Source organism: Bacteroidetes bacterium SB0662_bin_6 (assembly GCA_009839485.1).
Classification (GTDB): Bacteria; Bacteroidota; Rhodothermia; order Rhodothermales; family VXPQ01; genus VXPQ01.
This window is the reverse complement of the sequence record VXPQ01000032.1, coordinates 1-22,541: the sequence shown is the minus strand read 5'-3', so window position 1 is coordinate 22,541 and position 22,541 is coordinate 1. Positions and strand designations below refer to the sequence as shown.

14 protein-coding genes are annotated in these 22,541 nt (G+C 60.1%); 6 read left to right on the top strand and 8 right to left on the bottom strand.

The genetic code is table 11. The annotated features are described in order from the left end of the window. Positions 1-7 precede the first annotated feature (7 nt). Both F4Y00_04875 and F4Y00_04870 read left to right on the top strand, forming a co-directional pair. Entirely contained in the window at positions 8-1,585 is a 1,578-nt protein-coding gene (locus F4Y00_04875; GenBank protein MYE04289.1) for a RagB/SusD family nutrient uptake outer membrane protein, read from the top strand. A gap of 226 nt (positions 1,586-1,811) precedes the next feature. After that, positions 1,812-2,264, top strand: a complete 453-nt coding sequence (locus F4Y00_04870) for a TonB-dependent receptor plug domain-containing protein (GenBank protein MYE04288.1) — start codon at positions 1,812-1,814, stop codon at positions 2,262-2,264. Positions 2,265-2,292: 28 nt separating this feature from the next. On the opposite strand, the gene F4Y00_04865 is transcribed toward F4Y00_04870, so the two are convergent. After that, positions 2,293-3,174 carry a hypothetical protein gene (locus tag F4Y00_04865; protein MYE04287.1) on the bottom strand — a complete coding sequence of 294 codons (882 nt, stop codon included), beginning with the start codon at positions 3,172-3,174 and terminating at the stop codon, positions 2,293-2,295. Continuing rightward, positions 3,174-5,462: a TonB-dependent receptor plug domain-containing protein gene (locus F4Y00_04860; protein MYE04286.1), complete on the bottom strand. Its 2,289-nt coding sequence runs from the start codon at positions 5,460-5,462 to the stop codon at positions 3,174-3,176. Before F4Y00_04860 ends, F4Y00_04865 begins: the two co-directional genes overlap by 1 nt. A 142-nt stretch (positions 5,463-5,604) precedes the next feature. On the opposite strand from F4Y00_04860, the gene F4Y00_04855 reads away from it, so the two are divergent. Both F4Y00_04855 and F4Y00_04850 read left to right on the top strand, forming a co-directional pair. Beyond that, entirely contained in the window at positions 5,605-8,937 is a 3,333-nt protein-coding gene (locus F4Y00_04855) for a VCBS repeat-containing protein (protein ID MYE04285.1), read from the top strand. Then, positions 8,937-12,323 (top strand): VCBS repeat-containing protein, encoded by a 3,387-nt coding sequence (locus F4Y00_04850; protein MYE04284.1) that lies wholly within the window; start codon positions 8,937-8,939, stop codon positions 12,321-12,323. The genes F4Y00_04855 and F4Y00_04850 overlap by 1 nt, the downstream gene beginning before the upstream one ends. A 22-nt stretch (positions 12,324-12,345) precedes the next feature. Here F4Y00_04850 and F4Y00_04845 read toward each other — a convergent pair whose 3' ends face one another. The 4 genes from F4Y00_04845 to F4Y00_04830 form a co-directional block, all read right to left on the bottom strand. After that, positions 12,346-13,140: an SRPBCC domain-containing protein gene (locus tag F4Y00_04845; protein MYE04283.1), complete on the bottom strand. Its 795-nt coding sequence runs from the start codon at positions 13,138-13,140 to the stop codon at positions 12,346-12,348. A gap of 48 nt (positions 13,141-13,188) precedes the next feature. After that, complete coding sequence (locus F4Y00_04840) at positions 13,189-13,989, bottom strand: SRPBCC domain-containing protein (protein MYE04282.1); 801 nt, start codon at positions 13,987-13,989, stop codon at positions 13,189-13,191. Positions 13,990-14,140: 151 nt separating this feature from the next. Continuing rightward, positions 14,141-15,448, bottom strand: a complete 1,308-nt coding sequence (locus tag F4Y00_04835; protein ID MYE04281.1) for a hypothetical protein — start codon at positions 15,446-15,448, stop codon at positions 14,141-14,143. Positions 15,449-15,461: 13 nt separating this feature from the next. After that, complete coding sequence (locus tag F4Y00_04830; GenBank protein ID MYE04280.1) at positions 15,462-16,811, bottom strand: sulfatase; 1,350 nt, start codon at positions 16,809-16,811, stop codon at positions 15,462-15,464. 274 nt (positions 16,812-17,085) lie between these two features. Between F4Y00_04830 and F4Y00_04825 the strand changes: the two genes are divergently transcribed. Next, entirely contained in the window at positions 17,086-18,669 is a 1,584-nt protein-coding gene (locus tag F4Y00_04825) for a sulfatase-like hydrolase/transferase (protein ID MYE04279.1), read from the top strand. Positions 18,670-18,694: 25 nt separating this feature from the next. Here F4Y00_04825 and F4Y00_04820 read toward each other — a convergent pair whose 3' ends face one another. Then, positions 18,695-19,432, bottom strand: coding sequence for an SGNH/GDSL hydrolase family protein (locus tag F4Y00_04820; protein MYE04278.1), 738 nt, complete (start codon positions 19,430-19,432; stop codon positions 18,695-18,697). Between the two features lie 107 nt (positions 19,433-19,539). After that, a complete protein-coding gene (locus tag F4Y00_04815; protein MYE04277.1) occupies positions 19,540-20,778 on the bottom strand; it encodes a glycosyltransferase family 1 protein in 1,239 nt (412 codons plus the stop codon). Between the two features lie 63 nt (positions 20,779-20,841). Here F4Y00_04815 and F4Y00_04810 point away from each other — a divergent pair. Next, positions 20,842-22,541 (top strand): WD40 repeat domain-containing protein (locus tag F4Y00_04810; GenBank protein MYE04276.1); only part of this gene is annotated, 1,700 nt, incomplete at its 3' end.

Below are 22,541 nucleotides of genomic sequence, written 5' to 3'. Positions count from 1 at the left end.
AATACCGATGAAAGATTTCATTTCCCGCAGACCACGACTGCTTAAGGGAATCCTGGTGCTCGCGCTCCTTATTCCCTCATCCTTTGTGCTGCACGGGTGTACGGACCTCGGCGAAGATACGTTCGGCATCGTCACGCCGGATCAGTTCTACGAGACGGATGAGCAGATCATCTCGGCGCTTGCGCCCGTCTATTCCCAGTTCCGGTCCTTGCTTTGGAGCTACCACAACCTGAGTCAGGTCAGTTCCGACGAAACGCTGGTGCCCACTCGCGGCTCCGACTGGTTCGACGGCGGACGCTGGCTCGCCATACACCGGCACACGTGGGATCCCGGCCTTTCCGACCTGAACGGCGCCTGGATCGATACGTACACCGGCATCGCCCGCGCCAACGGCCTGCTCCAGATTCTGGAAGAAGCAGGCAATACGGACGCGGCGCTCAATGCGGAAATCCGCGCTCTCCGGGCGTTTTATTATTTCGTGCTTCTCGACCTTTTCGGCAATGTGCCCATCGTAGGCGACGACGAATTCGTGATCGATGCGGAAAATCCGCCTGCGACCGAATCCCGGTCCGCGGTGCATAGCTTCGTGGTAAGCGAGTTGACGGCTGCCGTGCCCGATTTGCCCGCCCAGTGGAGCGGCTCGAATCAGGGACGCCTTACGAAAGGCGCCGCCAACGCTATGCTGGCGACGTTGCATCTCAATGCGAACGTGTTCACGAACAACAGTTCCGAGATCAACACGTCCGGCCCGAATCCCTGCGGTCAGAGCGATTGCCAGAGCGCGATCGCCGCGGCGGACGCGGTGATCAACTCGGGTCTGTACAGCCTGCTTTCCGATTTCCACGGAAATTTCGCGGTGGCGAACGCAAACTCTCCCGAGTTCGTGATGGAAGTGCAGCACCTGAACCAGCCGGGGCTGGGCGTCAACTTCCCGCACCGCGCCTTGCATTACAATCAGGGCAGCCCGAGTCCATGGAACGGCTTCTCGACGCTTGCCCATGTGTACAATGCGTTCGACGAAGACGATGCGCGGAGGGATATCTTCCTGATCGGGCAGGCCGTCAATTACGAAACGGGCGAAGAGGTGGACAACCGGCAGGGCGAGCCGCTAATTTTCACGCCGGAAATCAATGATGTCACCAACGCCACGGAAGGAGAGGGCATTCGCATCCTGAAATTCCCCTTCGACGTGGATAACGACGGCGGAAATCATGGCCACGACTATGCCTGGTGGCGTTTGTCCGAGATGTATCTGATCAAGGCCGAGGCGCTCAACGAAATAAACGGCCCGACTCAGGAGGTCGTCGATCTGATCAATCTCGTGCGCGAGCGCGCCTTCGACCCGGATAAGCCCATTGCGCTTAGCGATTATCCGGACAAGGCGTCCATGCGCGATCGTATCATGAACGAACGGCTTTTCGAGTTGACCTACGAGGCGCGTCGCCGTCAGGATCTGGTCCGCGCGGGCAAGTTTACCGCCCCCTGGGATTTCAAGGAGAGGCTTGACGGGCACCTCGTGCTTTTCCCGATTCCGCAGACCCAGCTCGATGCGAATCCGAATCTGACGCAGAATCCGGGTTACTAAACGCTTTGGCAGTCAGGTTGTAAGGCGGAAGCCCATCCGGAGTCACTTCGGGTGGGCTTCTTGCATTTGGGGGCATTCGTGCGTTCGTTGGCGTTTTTTTGTTTTTTTAGACAACCTTATGATCGCATCAACGTCTCAATGGTACAGGATACTCTGAGCGAAGTGGGCTTAGTCAGCGTATCCTGATAGTGTTGCAAAAGCTTTGCGTCACATACGAGGCGAAACCATGGCAATAAGAACGAACACAGTGCTCGTTCTATTTTTGACGGGTGCTTTGGGTATAGGTGGGTGTGCTGCTTCGGGAGGTGCGCAGGACGGTGGTACGCTCGGAGATTCTGCAAAAGAGGCGTCTACCGGGGCTGTGACCACGCTGGACGTTTCTGAAATTCTGCAGGATAATCCCACGGCGACCATTGCAGAGATGCTTCAGGGACGCGTGGCGGGCGTGCAGGTTATCAACGGGCGCATCAGGATTCGAGGGGTGAGTTCAATTCAGGGCAGCAACGAACCGCTCATTGTGCTGGACGGTATTCCTCTCGCCATCGATCCGTTCATGTCGTACATCAATCCCCACGACATTCAGTCGATCAATGTTCTCAAGGATGCGGCGTCCACGGCAATCTACGGGTCGCGGGGGGCGAACGGAGTGATCGAGATCAAAACGAAAAAAGGCAGATAGCGAAAGGACGCCTGGATATGCGGCGTCGCTACCTTCTTCGGCTCAGACACTGGCCTCTTCTGCCGCCCAACAGCACGACCAGGCCCGACCACGGCCGCTCCCATCGGATCGCGCCGCCCAGGAAGCCCATGCCATTCCGGATGTCGCCGGTAAGATCGGGATCGGCCAGCATCTCGTCGTCCAGGCGAAAGAAATCCGGCCAGTCGGAGGTGCCGCCGCCTACGATGACCGTGGCGGTCAGTACCTGCGGGCAGCTCCCCGCAAAAAGCGAGTTGACGTCTTCGTAGGCGTCGAACGCGAGGCCCAGCCGATTTTCGGAACTGCGGCGCATCTTGTCCACGTACGATAGGGTGACCGGATCGCTGACGCCCCCTTCTTCCGTACGCAGCGTGTACACGATGCGGAGATCGACCAGTTTTTCTATTCCGAGAAGCCCGATGTTCTGCAGCCGGGGCGGGGGAAGCGGAGAAAACGGAATAAGGTTGGTGCGGAGTTCCGGGTCGGGAAAGGATGCAGGCATCCGAACGGTCGTCGCAGTGGTTGCCCCGTCCGAACGGGTTACCGTAAAACGGTAATTGTGACCCGGCTCCACCGGCTCCTTCGACCAGAAGACATGCCCCATGCTGCCGTTGGAAAACCGGAACAGCGAATCCCGCCAACTGGTCGTCCGGCCCGTTTCCAGGTGCTCCAGCATAACGGCGGCGTCGATGGGCCCCGCATCGGCGGACACGAGCTTTCGCAAGGGGGTTACGGCGACGAACTGGGTATCGGCGGCTGCGTCCAGATAGCCGTAGATCGAAAAGTACAGATCGTTTTCCTGAAAAGGCTCGAAGGCTTCGGTGCATCCTCCGAAGATCAGGCCTCCGGCGAGGCACGCGGCAAGTAAGAAGTTCCGGATATTCGTTCGCATTACAAACGCTCGATCTTCAGGGCTACGAACGGGACGATCGGCAATTGATCGACGCGGCGTACTCTGAATACGTCGAAATAGAACAGGTTGGTTCTGTCGTACGCATTGATGGCGCCGGCCTGCAGGCTCAGCGGGGCGCCCGATATATCGAAGCGCCGTTCCAGAGACAGGTCCAGACGGTGGTACGTGGGCAGGCGTGCGTTCCACGGGCGTTCGAAGAGCACGCGGGGACGCCGGGCCGCTTCACGCACATCCACGAGGGTGCGCAAGGCAATAATGTCGTCGAAGCCCAGTACGCGGGTAAAGGGTAGCCCGGATCCGAATTGCCACCGGATGTTCGCGGTGAATTTGCGTATCTCCATGCCGAGGACCGCGCTCACCTGGTGGCGCCGGTCGTGGGGCGGATTGTAGCGCGCGATATTCTCGTCGAACCATGTTCCGAAGCTTCCGTCCGGGGCATGGTAGGACGTATTCGCCAGTCCGTAGCCTGCGTATCCGTAGAGCGGGCCGCGCTGGAACTCCAGCCGGATGTCCGTGCCGTACACGGTTCCATCGGCAAGCGTGAGCGGCGTCGTGAAGCGGGCGATCGCACTCAGGATGGGCACCGGTATGTCGCGCAATCGCTTGTGATATCCCTCCGCGGCCAGCCGGAGCGCATTCCCGATCTGGCGTTCCCAGCCGATCAGCAGATGCACCGCCTTCGCCTGTGCGCCGTCCACGGGGGCCGGCACCCATGCCGTAAACACCGATCCGGCGTCTCGTTCGTCGTTTATGCCCGTGATCGTCTGCCGGTAGAGGCCCAGTGCTGCATGGAATGTTTGGTCTGCATGCTGGCGCCAGGAGAAGCGTAGTCGGGGTTCTACGACGGATTTGTAGGGAGTGGGATAGAATGTGGCGGAGAGGCCGGGCGTGACGGATATGCTGTTGCCGATCGTTGTTTCCAGTTCCGCATACGCCCCTGCGCTTATGAGCAGATCGCTGTCCGCCCGTACGTTCTGGAACTGTTCGCCCAGCGTATACTCCAGCCAGTTTGCCCGGGCGAATGCCCCTACCCGAAGTTGTCTGCCCCGCACGGGGGTGGTCAGGTTGACCTTCGTGCTTATCTGTACGGCGTCGGATGCGCGTTCAGGGGTCATGGATTGCTCCACGGCGTTGTTGAAATACGACACGCCGCCGACCAGTTCGAAAACGGAGGAGGTGTTTGCAGGAAACGCGATGCAGCGTCCTCCTGCGACCGTATTGCTCCATCGAAAAACATCTCCCGGATCGTCGTTGTCCACATCTATGGCCCCCCGGTCGAAGGTATGCAGCGCCGACAGACTGCACCGGCTGTTCGTGCTCCCCGACGAGGTAAGTTTCAAAAACATGTCGCCGAAACGCAAAGGCAGCGATTTTGCGAGGAACACCGGAGCGGCTTGTTCGATGACGGACATCCGGGCGGATCCGAGGAAGGACACCTTTTCCTTGCGGAGAGGCCCTTCGATGCGCATGCTTGCAAGGAACGGGCTGATGGAAGCAGCTCCTGCGAAGCGTTGTGCATTGCCTTCCCGCATGGTTACGTCGACCACGGAAGAAATACGCCCGCTGTAGCGCGCTCCGAATCCCCCCGCATAAAAATCGGCGTTGGACACGAGGTCGTGCGGAAACGCCGAAAAGAATCCGACGATATGAAAGGGTTGCCAGACCGGCAGGCCATCGACCAGCACCAGGTTCTGCGCGGGTGTGCCTCCACGGACAAACAGTTGCCCTCCCCGGTCTCCGAGCGCTACGACGCCCGGAAGGCTTTGCAGCCACGAGGCCAGATCGCCGCCCGCGTCGGGTGCGGGGATTCGCCGGATCCCTGCGGCCCGGACTGTCTGCAAACCTGCCCTCATGCGCCCCGCTCCGCTTTCGGCGGCGATGACGACCTCATTCAGTTCTCCCGTGGCGGGGACCAGCGCGATATGGCGGGTTATCCTTGCTCCTGCTTCGACGATCAGCGTATCCGTATACGCCTCGAAGCCTATGAAACTTGCCTGGAGGCGATACGCGCCGGGCGCCAGTCCGGAGATAAGATAAAAGCCGTCCCGGTTCGACACGGACCCCATTGTGCTACCTGTGCTGTCCCGGAGAAGCACATTGGCGCCGGGGAGGGGCAATCCGTTCGAGGCGTCGGTGACTATCCCGCGCACGGTCCCCTCGCTATCGTTTCGGTTCGATGAAACGGAGGAAGATTGCGCGCGAACCGTCCCGATTCCGAATACGAAGAGAAACAGGATGGCTGCAAGCATCCAAGCCGTCCGTTCCATGTTTCCGCAATGGTGTATGAATTAGGAGACGATTCGTATTTTCAGGGCAACGTAATGTACATGCCGGAGGTTATATTTTCGTCTCGTACGGGGACATGTACGGGAAAATTTTTGTGCGCGCGCACTTCTTCAATACTTGTACATGATAAAACATATCCACAGAAAGGTACGCGTCGCACTTGCTTTTGTTATTTTTGTCGCCGCAGGCTTTTTCGCCGGGTGTTCCGGCCCGCAGGAAGTGCCTTCGGGCAACCGTCTCTTCACCCTGATCCCTTCTTCCTGGTCCGGCGTCCGTTTCGAAAACCGACTGCGCCCCACCGAATCCTTCAATGTGTTTACGTATCGAAATTATTTCAACGGCGGTGGAGTGGGCATTGCCGACCTGAACGGCGACGGATTGCGCGATCTGGTGTTGACCGCCAATCAGTTGGACGACCGGCTGTATCTGAACAGGGGCGCGTTCCGGTTCGAAGAGGTGACGGGCCGGGCCGGGATGGAAAGCGGACGCGGCTGGTCCACCGGCGTGAGCATCGCCGACGTGAACGGGGATGGTTTGCCGGACATCTATATCTGCCGTGCGGGCGATGCATCCAGGGACGATCGGGCCAACCTTCTCTTTATCAACGAGGGACCGAACGACGACGGCGTACCCCGTTTCGAGGAGCAGGCCGCTGCCTATGGTCTCGACGACGCGGGATTTTCCGTCCATGCGGCGTTTTTCGATTACGACGGGGACGGGGATCTGGATATGTACCTTGTCAACAATTCGCCGCGCGAAGTGAGCAGTTTCGGCCTGCGCAACATACGCGACAGCCGCCATGAGGGCGGGGGCGACAAACTGTATCGGAACGATGGGGAGGTTTTTATCGATGTGAGCGTCGAAGCGGGTATGTACGGAAGCGAAATCGCGTTCGGACTCGATGTGATAGCCAGTGATTTCGATGGGGACGGCTGGCTCGATCTGTATGTGTCCAACGATTTCTTCGAACGCGATTACTTCTACCGGAATAACGGGAACGGCGCATTTACCGAAGCGCTGGAGGGGCATTTTCCCTCTATCAGTCTTTCCTCCATGGGAAACGACGCCGCCGACATGGACAACGACGGCCGTCCGGATCTGTATGTGACGGATATGCTTCCGGCAGACGATTACCGGCTCAAGACCACGGGGAGCCACGAGTCCTGGAATATCTACCGGGAAAAGGTGGAGAATGGATTTTATCACCAGTTCACCCGCAATACGTTGCAGTACAACCGCGGCGACGGCGCGTTCAGCGATATAGGCCCCATTGCGGGCGTGGCGGCCACCGACTGGAGCTGGAGCACCCTGATCGTTGATCTGGATATGGATGGGCACAAGGACATCCTGGTCACCAATGGGGTATACCGGGACGTGATCGATCAGGATTTCATGGCGTTCTTCGCCGCGGAAATCCAGCGTATGGTGCGCGAGCGCACCGACAAACTCGATTACCTCGAATTGCTGGAACGCATGCCTTCGAAGCCGATCCCCAATGTGGTTTTCCAGGGGAACGGGGATCGCACGTTCACCGACAAGACGGTGGAATGGGGTCTGGATACGCCTGTTTTTTCCAATGGGGCGGCATATGGGGATCTGGATAACGACGGCGATCCGGATCTGGTGATCAACAATATCGATGAAGAGGTTTTCATATACCGGAACGAAGCGGATACGCTGCATGCGCATCGTTTTTTGCAGATTGCGCTAACAGGGCAGGGCGCCAACCGCTTCGGCGTGGGCGCCAGGGTCACCGTATGGCAGGGCAAAACGCCTCTCGTTCAGGAGCAGATGCCCTCGCGCGGCTTCCAGTCCACGGTGGACCATGTGCTGACCTTCGGGCTCGGGGAAGGTGTGGCCGATTCGGTGGAGGTCCGGTGGCCGGATGGCCGGCGGCAGGTCCTCGAACAGCCCGCGATAAACAGCCTGCTCACCCTGCGGCAGGAGGAAGCGGGCGCCGTACCGCCTGTTGCGCGCACTGGAACGCCGCCGCGTTTTGCGGATGGGACGGAAACGTCCGGGTTGGCGTTCGTGCATGCGGAAAACGACTTCGTCGATTTCGACCGGGAATTACTCCCGCTTCGCATGCTTTCCACCGAAGGTCCGCGCTTTGCCGTGGGCGATGTGGACGGGGATGGCCTCGACGACGTATATGTGGGCGGCGCAAAGGACTCGCCGGGAGGGCTTTTCAGGCAGCGGCCCAGGGGCGTTTTCGCGGCTTCCGATAGTACGCCGTTTGCCGCCGACGCCATCTCCGAAGATGTCGATGCCGCCTTCTTCGATGCGGACGGAGACGGCGATCTCGATCTGTATGTGGCGAGCGGGGGCAGCGAATATTCGGAACTGGCCCCGGCTTTCCGGGATCGTCTGTATCTGAACGACGGCGCCGGGCGTTTCGTCAAAGCGCCGGATGCGTTACCCTCCCTGTATGCGAGCAGCGCCTGTGTGGTCCCCGCCGACTACGACCTGGACGGGGACATGGATCTGTTTGTGGGGGCGCGTTTGATTCCCTGGCAGTACGGGCTCGATCCCTCGAGCGTGCTGCTCCGTAACGATGGGCAGGGGCGCTTTACCGACGTGACCGAGGAGGTAGCTCCGGCTTTGCAGCGCGTCGGCATGGTGACGGACGCCGTGTGGGCCGATGTGAACGACGACGCGAGGCCGGACCTTGTCGTGGCGGGCGAATGGATGCCCATCACCATATTTCTGAACGAAGGAGGGCTGGTTCCGCAATCGGAAAACGGCCTGGACAAGAGTCACGGGTGGTGGAACCGCCTGCTTGCCGGGGATATGGACGGGGACGGTGATATGGATTTTGTAGCAGGCAACCTCGGGCTGAACACCGTATTGCATGCTTCGGACGAGGAACCGCTCACGATGCATGTGAACGATTTCGATCGGAACGGGCGCATTGATCAGGTCATTTCCCTGTACCGGAACGGGGTGCTGTACCCGATGCCTCTTCGCCAGGATCTATTCCGGCAGCTCCCGGTGCTCGAGGCGCGTTTTCCCCGTTTTGCGGACTATGCCGGCACGCCCCTTGAAGAGGTTTTTACGCCGGAGGAACGCTCGTCTTCGGTGGTCCGGCATGCCCACACGCTGGCCACATCGTATATCGAGAACCGGGGCGACGGGACGTTTTCCCTGCACCCTCTACCGTTCGAGGCGCAGCTTACGCCCGTCTATGCGTTGCTCTCCGGAGATTACGATGAGGACGGGTACAAGGACCTCCTCATGGCCGGCAATTTTTATGCCGCGAAGCCCGAGATCGGACGGATGGACGCGGGGTACGGCCTGTTTCTTCGGGGCGACGGCACGGGGGCGTTCGCTCCGGTTCCGATCGCGGACAGCGGTTTTCGCGTGCCGGGGCAGGCGCGGGACATGGCCCTGGTCGCTGACCGCCTCATTGCGATCGCTGTGAACGACGGCCCCGTGCAGGTGATTTCGGTACGCTGATGCGCCCTGCGGTATTCATACGATCGCTTATGCATGGAGGTGCGACCGCTCGGGTTTCCGGCGCATGGATCACGGTCGTCCTTGCCGTCCTGCTTGCGGGCTGTACCCGGGATACGCTTTTCAAGCGGCTTTCGCCACAGGATACGGGCATCGGGTTCCGCAACGATCTGCCTGCGGATACGTCGTTCAACATTCTCAATTATCTGTATTACTACGACGGCGGCGGCGTGGCTGCGGGCGATGTGAACGGAGACGGTCTCGTTGATCTGTATTTCACGGCGAGTGCGCTGCCCAACCGACTGTACCTGAACCGGGGCGATTTCCGGTTCGAAGATGTGACCGATCAGGCAGGCGTAGCGGGCGAAGGGGATTGGACGAAAGGGGTCGCCATGGCGGATATGAACGGCGACGGGTTGCTCGACCTGTACGTGTCCAACGTGGCTTTTCTCGACAAGCAAGGGCGAAACGAACTATTCATCAACCACGGCGACGGCACGTTTACGGATCAGGCCGCCGCATACGGCCTGGCGCATGAGGGATTTTCCACGCAGGCGGTCTTTTTCGACTACGACGGGGACGGAGACCTCGACATGTATCTCCTCAATCATTCCCTGCATGTCGAGGACACCTACGGCCCGGACACGCTTCGATACGAACGCCATCCCCGGGCGGGGGACAAGCTTTTTCGGAACGACGGAGCCTTTTTCACCGACGTCAGCGATTCGGCCGGCATATACGGCGGGCGGATCGGCTACGGGCTGGGCGTGGTGGCAAGCGATCTTGACAACGACGGGTGTCCGGACCTCTTCGTGTCCAACGATTTTCACGAGCACGATTACCTGTACTACAATAACTGCGACGGCACGTTCACGGAGTCGATCCGGACAGCCATGGGGCATACCAGCCGCGCTTCCATGGGGAACGATGCAGCCGATTTCAATAACGACGGACGGATCGATATCGTGGTGCTCGACATGCTGCCGGCGCGCCAGGAATACCGCAACCGGTCGGATATCGGAGAGTCCCGGGAGATATACGATCTCAAGCGCCGCTTCGGATACCATCACCAGGTGGTGCGCAATACGCTGCAACTCAATCGGGGTCTGCGCCGCTTCAGCGAAATCGGCTATCTGGCCGGGATCGAAGCCACCGACTGGAGCTGGGGGAGCCTGTTCGCCGATTTCGACCACGACGGCAGGCAGGATCTTTTCGTGACCAATGGCATTCCGCGTCGTCCGAACGACATGGATTATGCGCAATTCGCGGCGGCTCCGGGGGTACAGGCCGCCCTTGCGCGAGAAATCACGCCGGAAACGTATGCGTTGGTCGAACGCATGCCGGAAGTGCGCATTGCCAATTACGCCTTCAGGAACGACGGAGGGCTTGCCTTCGCCGACCGGACGCGCGCATGGGGCCTGGAGGACCCGGGTTTTTCCAACGGGGCCGTATACGCGGATCTCGACAACGACGGTGACCTCGATCTTGTCGTCAACAATATCGATGAGCCTGCGGCGGTCTACGAGAATCGTGCGGATCGTTTGTCCGATCGGCATTATATACAGGTGCGCCTCGAAGGGCAGGGACCGAATACGGCGGGCATCGGGGCGAAAGTGATGCTCTACGCTGGGGGCGGCATGCAGGTGCGCGAGCACATGCCGGTCCGGGGATGGCAATCTTCTGTGGATCCCCGCCTGCACATAGGCCTCGGCGCCGCAACGCGCGTGGACAGTCTGTTTGTGGTCTGGCCCGACGGCCGCCGCCAGACCCTGACCGACGTGGCGGCGGACCGGATGATTGTGCTCCGACAGGAGGATGCTGCGGAAGTCTGTCGCCCCGCCCCGCAGCCCGCTCCGCTTTTCGAAGACGTGACCTCGTCGCTGGATGTTGACTTCCGGCACGAAGAAAATGTGTACTTCGATTTCAACCGGGAAGGGCTGATGCCCCACAAAATCTCGACGGAAGGGCCCGCCTTTGCCGTGGGCGATGTGAATGGGGACGGGCGCGCGGATATTTTCGCAGGCGGCGCCAAAAGGCAGGCTGCGCGCCTTTTCCTGCAGCAGGCCGACGGGCGTTTTGCTTCCGTTTCCGACGCGGTGTGGCGGGCGGACAGCCTGCATGAAGACGTGGATGCCGCTTTTTTCGACGCGAACGGGGATGGGGCTCTGGACCTGTACGTCGTGAGCGGGGGCAACGAATACTGGGGACAGGCCGAGGCGCTGCTCGACCGTCTGTATATCGGCGACGGAACGGGCGGCTTTGTACGTGACTCCGGGGCGCTGCCGTCTACGTACGTCAACGGATGTTGCGTGGCGCCCGGCGATTTCGACGGGGATGGAGATATGGACCTGTTTACAGGGGGTCGGGTAGAGGCCAATAATTACGGGGCGATTCCGCGCAGTTATCTTCTGGAGAACGACGGGTCCGGGGTATTCGCCGATGTCACGGAGACCTGGGCTCCGGATATTTCGCAAGCCGGTATGGTGAGCGGGGCCGCCTGGACCGACTACGACGGCGACGGGCGGGACGATCTGATCATAGTGGGCGAGTGGATGCCCGTGCGCGTGTTTGCGCAGCGGGACGGACGGTTCGTGGAACAGGAAGCCCCGGGATTAGAGGGTTCCGAAGGCTGGTGGCAGAGCATTTCGGTCGAGGATATGAACGACGACGGCGATCCCGATCTGATCCTGGGCAACCTCGGACGCAACTCGTCCGTGCGGGCGGATCGGGAAGCGCCGGCGCGTATGTACATCCGGGACTTCGACGGCGACGGGAATACGGATCATATCCTGACGGTCATGCGGGACGGGGACAGATACCCCATTGCCACCCGCGACGAAATCATTCTCCATATCCCTTCGTTGTTGCGCACGTTTCCCACGTATGCCGATTTCGGGGAAGGACGCTATGAGGACCTGTTCACGGAGGACGAGCGAGCGGACGCCCTTGTCAGGCAGGCGAACACCTTCGCCAGCGCATGGGCGGAAAACCTCGGCGACGGGTCATTCACATTGCATGAACTGCCCGAAGAGGCCCAGTTTTCGCCGGTATACGCCATCCTCCCGGGTCATTTCGACGGGGACGGGCACAAGGACCTGATCCTCGGCGGCAATTTTTACGGGGTGCGGCCCTCGCGGGGACGATACGACGCCAGCTACGGCCTCCTGCTCCGGGGAGACGGCAAGGGCGGTTTCGAGGCGGTCGATCCTGTCGAGAGCCACCTGTTGCTGGAGGGGGAAGTGCGCGCCTTGCGCCTCGTTCCGCACGAGCGCGGTCTGCTTCTTTTCGTCGCCCGCAGCGACGATACGGTCAAGGTGCTGCGTTTGCACGCCGGTGTGTCCGGGATGGATCAGGATATTTCCAAAACAGTCGCAACGACCCGGCGGTAGTGTATGGGCTGCGGGCTGCCGGCTACGAAAAAAGTTCTTTCATCCATTCCTGCCACGCGGGTTCGTCGCGGGCCGCGATGGCGGGTGCTTCGTCGCCGTACAGGTAGATGCCCATGGTAACTATGGCGCAGTCGCCCATCGCGAACGCGGACGCCGAGGCGATTCCGGGGATCGGCCCGTCCAGCCGGATCGCGGCGTACGGCTGCTTGTCACCGTCCACCTGTTCCACGACGCCTGTCAGGGAGGGCGTACCGGGGGGCGAGGTCCAGCGGGCGCCTTTCCGGAGGCCGGTTATCCCGAGGGTGCCGGTCAGGGCGCTCCAGGCATCGTTTACCGGACCGGAATCCTGTTGCATGGTCCGTATGATCGAAACGGGCTGCCCGCGAAAGTGCGCGAGATAGACCCGCAGTATAGCGAAAAAGTACGGCCAGCCGCACTCGATGCCTTCGAGTTGTTTTCTCTGCTCGTCGGTTCCCCCGGACATGCTGTGGATTACCCGGACGAGGCAGGCGTTTCCGGACCGGGGTTCCACGATCCATTCGGTGATCATCGGCGCCGCATCCGGGCCCGCGCCCGGTCCCTCGGCGGCAAGCCGGCGCGGCGGATCCCACACGGTGACGCTGGCCAGGCTTTCCATTCCCGGCCCCATCATGGTTCGGATTACGCCCCCCGTTTTCTCTTCGATTTCGGTGGGGCAGAACCAGGAAGAGATCCCCGGTCCGGTGGCGACGGCCTTCCAGACTTCCTCTACGGCGCCGGGTACCTCGACCTCGACCTGGATCGACTGGCGGCCGGATGCATCGCGTTTGACGCTCATGATGTTTGCTCGATACGTTTCTGATGTCTCATGATGTCTGCTCCAGCGTCACTGGAGGCAGACGTTTATCCATTCCTGCCACGCGGGGTCGTCGCGGGCGGCGATGGCGGATCTCTCGTCGCCGTACAGGTAGATTCCGACGGAAGCCAGCACCTGATTCTCAAAGGGAAAAACGGTCACGGATCCAATGCCCGGTTCCGGATCGTCGAGCCGCAGCATCGCATAGGGCAGCGGTCCTTTCGGGACGCGCTCCCGGATACCCGCAAGCCCCGGCGCACCATCGGGAGCACGGAAACGCTCTCCCTCGGATATGCCCGCAATGCCGAGCGCATTGCATGCCGCATTCCAGGCATCGTCCAGTGAGCCGGGCGCCGGACTGGTGACCCGGACAATCGACGCGGGCTGCCCGCGAAAATGCGCCATGTAGCTTCGCAGCACCTGGAAGCAGCAGGGCCAGTTGTTTTCGATGCCCTCGAGTTCCTCGTCCCACTCGTCGGCGTCCGCAAACACACTATGCGTTACGCGCACCACGCACATTTCCGAAGGGCGCGGCTCGATCGTCCACTCGCTGGTCATGGGCGGCGCTCCGGGGCGCCAGTCTTTTTCCAGGTTGACGACCCGGTGCGGCGGGTCCCAGACGGTCACGGTGGCGACGACATTCATTTCCAGTTCCGGTCCCATGTCCCAACTGATCAAGCCCCCGACCCATTCCTCGGTCGTGTTCGGGAGGAACCAGGAAGAAATTCCCGGCCCGGTGGCGACAGCCTTCCAGACGTCCACTGCGCTTCCCGGTGTCTCCACCTCGACCTGGATCCATCGGCGGCCGGAGGTGTCGTGCTGGACGCTCATGGTACCTTTTCCGGTGTTATCGCAAGCGGACGTTTATGCATATTGCCCGGAACGATCTTCATGACATGATCGGTGACGGTCACATACTCCGCATAATGTACCGCATTTCAGGATGTGTGCGCTTCTCCATGGCGGTCTTGCGCGAAACGGCTCAGAATCGCGTGTTGACAATATTGGCGAAGTCGGATCCGAACGTATACGAAAGGGCAATGGACCCGGAGAGTTCGAAGTCCGTCGCCAGTTCACGTTGTTGCAGCAGGATTTCTTCCAGAGAGGCATTACCGGCCGGGAGCGCCAGTTGATCCTGAATCATTTCAAAATCTCCCTGTATGCGGAGCGATAACCCCTCCAGCAGCCGCACCGAAACGTACCCGAAGAATTCGGCGCTGCGCTTGGTTGTGTCGTGGAAATAATGGGACCCTTCTATGCCTCCGTAGATATCGCCCCACGGTTGCCGGATCGCCACGGAGGCTTCCAGTCGCTGTTGCAGGAGCGTTTCTTTGGTTTCGTCGAAGATGGTTCGCTCGAAGTAATCCACGTAGGAGGCCCCGAGTCTGTACACGACGGTTATGGCGCGGCGCGTGGCCTGTTCGTAGGGCAGCACACTGTACTCGATGCCCGGCGCTACTTCGCCCCAGTGCCGGAGATTCCGGTCGTTGCGGGTCACGTAGTCCCCGAAGAGGCCCACCGACCAGTGCGGGCCGAGGCTCCGGATGGCGTAGCTGTCGAAGCCGTGCCGGGAGATGCTGCTTCTGACATCGGGGTTGTCCTCCCGCTTGATCTTCACCAGATCGTAGTTGAAGTAGGGGCGCAGGCGTATTTTCCACTGTTCGCTTACATGATCGGCGAAAAAGCCCCAGCGGGAGTCGAACACCGTCCGGTTGGATTCTTTTTCCAGTTCGATGCCTCCTGCGTAGGCCGTGAAGATCCAGTGCCTCCAGGCATCGTGCGTTTGCGTGTCGCCCGCTCCCATATTTTCTCTGGAATAGTCGAGCGAGAATCCGGAGATGGATTGCGCTTGCGCGACATACGGCACGAGGCCCAGCCGGATCGCTGAATTTACAGCCTCGCGGGCCTCGTCGTTCGTTGCGTTCTGGTCTATGGTGTGCTCGAACGTGTACTCGACGCTGGCGTAATCGCCGCGCCCCAGAAACGAAAACTGGTACTGCCTCCCGTTGCTGCCTGTACGCTGATCGGTGATGAATACGTGCACGTCGGCCTGTTCCGGGTCGCGCACGTAGTTCACGAAGGTGATTTCGCTGCGGATGTGATTGAAGTCGCAGCGGTCGCAATCCAGATAAACGCGCAACGCATTGCTTGCCGGAAGGGCGGCATGCAACGTATCGGCCGAGATGTCCTGGGCTGCCAGTGGGGCAGGGAGGGCAAGACACCCCCAAAGGAGCAGGATGCAAAGTACGCGGCACGGGGTCCGCCGCTGGCGCGAAGGCATGAACGGCATGTAAGGGGTTTCTTTATTTATTGGATTTGTCTTTACTTTCCGCCACAGGGCTCCACCAGGCATCCAAGCGAACCCGCAACTCCCGGATCCGTTCGGCCTGTTCGGGATGATGCGCCAGATTCATGTTTTCCAGCGGGTCTTCCGCTATGTGGTAGAGTTCCAGCGGCTCGTTCTCGATTTCCGGGAGGATGAGTTTCCAGTCTGCGGCACGGATCCAGCGAAAGAACAGGTTGGCGTCCGGACGGTCCCATTCTTTGGCCGTATGTCTGAAAATGCTGCCGAATACGGCGTTGCGCGCGAGCGGCTCGCCGTGCAAGGCTCTCGGCAGGAGGTTCAATCCCGGAAGGCTTTCGGGGATATCGAGTCCTGCCGCTGCAAGGCTTGTTGGTAATAAGTCGATCGAGCTGACAAGTTCGTAGGAAATTCCGGGTGCGATATGGCCGGGCCAATGCAGCAGGACGGGTGTGCGCACGCCCAGGTCGTACTGGGACTGCTTGCTTTTCCAGTGTGGAGGGCGGATGGTCCCATCGCTGCGGTCGACCAACCGATCCGCTTCGTTTTCCGCGATCACCCAGCCATTGTCGACAATGAAGATAAAAATCGTTTCTTCATATTCGCCTTCCTCTTTCATCAGGTCGATCAGTTCGCCCACGGTCGTGTCGAACCAGAGAATGCTCGCATAGTAGTGCAACGTTAATTCGTGCAGGCCGAGGTCGGCGAACGGCGCCTCGTATTCGGCGGGGGCGTTGTGGGGCAGGTGCGGCAGGAACGGCGCATACCATATGAACATGGGCTCGTCCTTGTGCCGCTGCACGAAATCGCGAATCGGCTCCATCCCCTCCCGGCCTATGGTGAGCCCGAGGTCGCCGTGGCGTTCTCCGACGGTCATGCCTTCGCTGAAGCCGCCGTTCCGGTAGGAGCCTTCCCAGAACTTGCCGGTCTGCAGGCTTACATAGCCTGCTTCCGCCAGGAGCGAGGGGGCGGGGCGTTGCTGCAGAAGGAGTTGGTTCGCTATGCCTCTGCGTACTCCGGGTTCGGGGTCGTTGAAGGTCAGTCCATGCTCATGCTGGTGCCTGCCCGTGATCATCGTAGCCAGACTGGGACGGCACAGACTGGTCGGATTGTAGCCATGGCGAAAGACCAGCGATTGCGCGGCGAGGTCGTCGATCTGCGGGGTTTGCACCACGTCATGCCCCATGAAGCCGAAATCGGTAAAGGATTGATCGTCGGAGATGATCCAGACGATATTGGGGAGCGGGGCCGGATTCGGCCCGGAAGGGTCGTTTGCGTTGCCACAGCCGACGAATGCGAAGGCGACAAAGGAAACGATGGGTGCGAGTATACCTAAGCGGAGCGGGGTCATCAGCGACGAGGGATGCCAGCTATATGTGCGTTGCAATTATGCATTTCGAATGCATAATTACAAAAAAATGCTATATGGACCAGATTGAAGTTTGCTCCCGGCCATTCACTGGCGGGTTTTCTCTATGGATCCGCAGTCCTTTCCGGCGCTTGCACCGCCGCAAACATAACTTTAATTATTAATACTCTCCCTGTGTAGTTTATTTCCTGGTCCGGCGCTCAAGGGTAATAGTTCCATCTGCCTGTCCGGGTATCGTCATAAAAGCGAATGCGCTATGCGTTTCACCTGTTTTTTTTCAGTCTATCTATTTGCGGGCTTTGCCCTGCTTTTTTTCTCCGGGTCGCCCGCTTTCTGCCAGGCGCAAACGCCTTCGTCTGCACCCGAGGCATCTCGCCCGAACATCATTTTTCTTCTGACCGACGATCAGCGGGCAGACGCTCTCGGGATTGCCGGTCACCCTGTGCTTGAGACGCCCCACATCGACCGGCTTGCGCGGGACGGCGCCCGGTTCACCGAAGCCCATGTCGTGGCGCCGGTGTGCATGCCGAGCCGCGTAAGTTTCATGAACGGCCAGTACGAGCGCGTGCATCAGATCGGTTTCTCGTCGCCAAATGTGCTTTCGGAAACCCAGTGGAATCAGACCTATTCCGCGCTCTTGCGCAAAGCGGGCTATCACGTCGGATTCGTCGGGAAAATCGGTCTCCAGCAGTATTCGTTTCGCGGCAGCCCGCTCGAAAAGTTCGATTTCTGGCGGGGCCATGACGACTGGGCGCGGTTCTGGCCCAGGGAATTCGATCATCTCGCCATCTACCATGACTCGGAAGGCGAGATCGTGACCCCGATTATGAGCGAGAGCATCGAGCGTTTTCTCGATCAGGCGCCCGCCGACCGTCCGTTTATGCTATCGGTCAGTTTTTCGGCCCCGCACGGATCCATTTCCGGCACTATGCTTTATCCGGACGAACAGGGTCTCAACCGTATGTTCACGCCTGCGAACACGCATCCCGAACTGGCGGATCACCCGGTGTACGGCTCCCTGTACCGGGATCGGGGGATTGTGCTTCCGGCTTCCCGGGGAGACGATACGGCGCAGCATATTTCGCTGGACGTGCACCCGCGCGAAGGGCGGATGACGACGTATTCCTATAGCTACGCCGGCGACGATGTGCTGCGTGAGTACCATATTCGTTACTACCAGTTGATCCATGGATTGGATATCGCGGTCGGCAAACTGCGCGAGAGCCTCGAGCGACGGGGTCTGGCGGACAACACGATCATCATCTTTTCGAGCGATCACGGTTTGTTGATGGGCGAGTATTCGATGGGCGGCAAATCCCTGCTCTACGATGTGGCTACGCGCGTTCCGCTCATCGTGTACGATCCCCGAACACCGGCAGGCGGGCGCGGCGCCACAATCGACGAGCTTGCACTCAGCATCGATGTGCCCGCGACCATCGTTTCCTACGCCGGTCTCGATGTGCCGCAGACCATGCAGGGCCGCAGCCTGCGCCCGCTTATCGAGGATCCCGAGGCGGCATGGCGGGACGAGATATTCCTTGAAAGCCTCTTTCTGTTACGTACGGGACCGTTTATCGAGGCGGTTCGGACGAAGGACTGGAAGTATGTCCGTTATTTCCGTAGCGATACGTCACAGTACACCGCGGAAGATGTGGATTTCGAAGGGAGAGCGCCGGATTTCGAGCAGTTGTTCGATCTGGTCAACGATTCCGCGGAGGAGCGCAACCTGATTGAGGACGCCTCGCAGGCAGCCCGGATCGCTTCGTTCCGGGAACGCAGCAAGCAATACTCGGCGGAACTGGTGCAGGCCCGCAAGGACATGAAAAAGTATCCCCGGTAGCGTGCAGTCCGGCCGGCTTTGCGCCTCACTGCTCGAGTAGCCGTTCGAGGTGTTGCAGCATCAGGTCGGCGACGAACCGGTTACCCTCCTCGTTGAGGTGCACGCCGTCTGTCGTCAGCACGCCCTCGTAGTGTTTGTCGGGATTGTGTGCTGCGAGATGATCCTCGAACGCAGCCCGCAAGTCGCACAGGGTAGCTCCGGAAGCCTCCGCCACAGCGCGTGAAATATCCGCGTATTCCATGAGTGCCTGATTGACCTCCGTGTCGCTGGCCGGGTCTTCCCCGATCACGCTGGGGGTACACAGGGAGACATGCACACCCGCACGCTGCATGGTCGAGATCAGATCGTGCAATCCTTCCTCGAACACTTCCCGTTCCGTGCCCGTGACATGATCGAATTCATAGAAATGCCAGACATCGTTGATGCCGATATAGATCACCACATGCGTGGGATCGTGGACCAGCACATCGCGATCAAGTCGTTCCTGCAGATCGGGCACCTTATGCCCGCTTATGCCCGCGCCGATCACCTCGACCGTGCCCCCGGGGTATTGTTCCGTCAGGGCTTCCGACACCAGGGTGACATATCCTCCCGGAAAGACGCCCGCTTCGGTGATGGAGTCCCCGAAGAAGACGATGCGTATGGCGGGAGTCGGCTGTGTATCGGCAGCTTCCGGAGCGTCTTCCTCTCCGGCGCAGCCGCCGGCCAGAATCAGGGCGCAAAGCGCCAGAAAGAGTGCTGGTTTGTGAACGGGATTACGCATGGGACGATGGTTTGCTTGCGAAAATGATGCATGGGCGCGCCTCGTGGTTCCTATCGAAAGGGATGCAGGCCGCGTCCTTGGTGGGCTAAATATATAGAATACATGGACTACCCGCCGGTGATGATCTCGATGGCGCGGCCAATACCGTCTTCGTTGGCAATGGACCGGGCGATGTCGGCGGCGCGGGTGCGGTACGAATCGGTTTGGACCAGTCCTTCCAATCCGCGCGCGAAGGAATCGGCGGTCAGGCGCTTGAGTCGCTGCGGTTCAGGGCCGCAGCCTAACGCCCACACACGGTGCCCCCAGAAAGGTTGATCGACGGACAAGGGACACACCAGAGTCGGCCGTCCGGCGCGCAGACCGGCGGCTGTCGTGCCGGCTCCGCCATGGTGGACGACTGCGCTGACGTGCCGGAACAAGGCGTCGTGCGGCGCTCCCTCGATCACATGCACCGTCCCGGGGACATCGAGCTCCTCCAGGCCGCCCCAGCCTGTGGCCAGAAGGGCGCGCACGCCGGCGCGCCGCACTCCCTCGACGATCTGTCGCGCGAGATGGCCGGGGCGCTGCGTGGTCATGGATCCGAAGCCGATATACACGGGCGGATCACCGGCATTGAGGAAATCGGCGAGGGCGGGGTTCGGGCTCCAGCCATGCCCCTCGTCGAGAAACCAGTATCCGGTCATGTGCATGTTCTCGCCCCAATCGTCCGGGCGGGGTATGACGGACGGGGAAACGGCGCATATCCGTGTCGCCATGCCGCCCTTGTGGCCCCCAAGGGGAGCGAGCGCCGGTCCTTTGCCGAGTCCCAGAGACTCCGAGCGCCAGCGGTTGATGATTTTCAGATACGGGGGTCGGGCCAGGTAATACCCGTTGTAGGTGAAGCGGTTAAGCCGGGCGCCGAAATTCCGCTTTGGCATGAGAAGCGGGAATTCTCCGGTCGGGAAAAGCGGGATCGGGGCGGCGCACACGAGGCGCGCACCGGTGGCTTCCGAGACATCTGTGGCGCCGACGACTTTGGGGTGGTAGACGATCACATCTGCGTCCTTTCCGGCTTCCCAGGTATTCTCCAGGAGGTTCAACACCATAGGGTGAATCGTCTGCCGCCAGATTTTGGCGAGCGCGAACCAATTCCCGGCCATGACGCGGCGGATCTCAGGAGACTGGAGGAATGCCTCCATGTCGATTCCGAGACCGTGAAACTTCAGCCCGTGCTCTTCAACCCAGTCATTGAAATTGTCGGGAGCGCCCAGCAGGATGTCGTGACCGCGCGCCTTCAGCGCCTTGCCGAGGGCGACGTACGGCTGCACATCCCCGCGGGTACCGAAACCGAGAAGAGCGATTTTCATTCAGGAAGTTTAACTTTGGTTATGAGACCCGTGTATAAATTTTGAACTTGTTATGTTTCGGGGATGATGTACCCTCCATTTCGTATTTGCGGGTTCCAATCGATTCGCGCAGGCTGCCTTCGCGCCGGACAGCATAAGCATGATACGGTGCTTCCTGCTTCCAGGATAGGCAGGCATGTGCTTGTGGGTCTTTTGTTAGCGGTTGCACCATTTGTACACGGAAGGAGCTTTGGGCAACCGGTAAGAGGCTGGCCGATTACTACCAGTGTCGGGCATAAGCATTGGGTTCATTCGGCGGTCTTTTCGCCCGATAGCAGTATGGTGGCATCCGGGTCCCGTGACGGGACCGTCAGACTGTGGGATGTGGCTACGGGATCCACCACCGCAACGCTCTCGGGGCATACTCACGAAGTTCGTTCGGTAGCCTTTTCGCCCGATGGCGGTATCGTGGCGTCCGCGTCCGATGACGGGACCGTCAGGCTGTGGGATGTGGCTACGGAGTCCACCACCGCAACATTGGGGCATACGTCCGGGGTCCTTTCCGTAGCCTTTTCGCCCGATGGCGGTGTCGTGGCCTCCGGGTCCTATGACGGGATCGTCAGGCTGTGGGATGTGGCTACGGAATCCATCACCGCAATGCTCCCGGGGCATAGGTCCTGGGTTACTTCGGTGGTTTTTACGCGCGATGGCGATATCCTGGCATCCGGGTCCACCGACTTTACTGTCAGGCTGTGGGATGTAGCTGCGGAATCCACTACCGTAAGGCTCGTGGGACATACGCACTCGGTCAGTTCGGTAGCCTTTTCGCCCGATAGCAGTATCGTGGCGACTGCGTCCTATGACTTTACCATCAGGCTGTGGGATGTAGCTACGGGATCTAACACCACAACGCTCGTGGGGCATAGGGATCGGGTCAATTCGGTAGCCTTTTCGCCGGATAGCAGTATCGTGGCGTCCGCATCCGATGACGGGACCGTCAGGCTGTGGGATGTGACTACGGGATCCTCCACAACGCTTCCGGGGCATACGGATCGGGTCCGTTCGGTGGCCTTTTCGCCCGATGGCAGTATCGTGGTATCCGCGTCCTATGACAGAACCGTCAGGTTGTGGGATGTGATTTCAGGAAATCTTACCTCTACGTTCGGACCCGGAATCATCCCCTTATCGGTCGCTTATTCACCGGATGGAAGTATGCTGGCTTCGGGAACCGATGATCATACCGTCAGGCTGTGGGATGCGGCTACGGGGGCCAACACCGCAACGCTCTCGGGGCATACGTCCGGGGTCAGTTCGGTAGCCTTTTCGCCCGATAGCAGTGCCGTGGCGTCTGCGTCCTATGACGGAACTGTCAGGCTGTGGGATCTGGCTACCGATTCTACCACCGCAACGCTTGTGGGACACACTGGGGATGTCCTTTCAGTAGCCTTTTCGCGCGATGGCGGTGTTCTGGCATCCGCGTCCGGTGATCATACTGTCAGGTTGTGGGATGTGGCGACGGGATCCTCCACAATACTATCGGGACATACATTTTGGGTCAGTTCGGTAGCCTTTTCGCCCGATGGCAGCATCGTGGCATCCGGATCCTATGACGGAACCGTGAGGCTGTGGGATGTGGCTACGGGATCCTCCACAAAGCTCTCGGGGCATACCGGGAACGTCAATTCGGTGGCTTTTTCGCCCGATAGCAGTACCGTGGCGTCCGCGTCCGATGACGGAACCGTGAGGCTGTGGGATGTGGCTACGGGATCCTCCACCACGCTCAC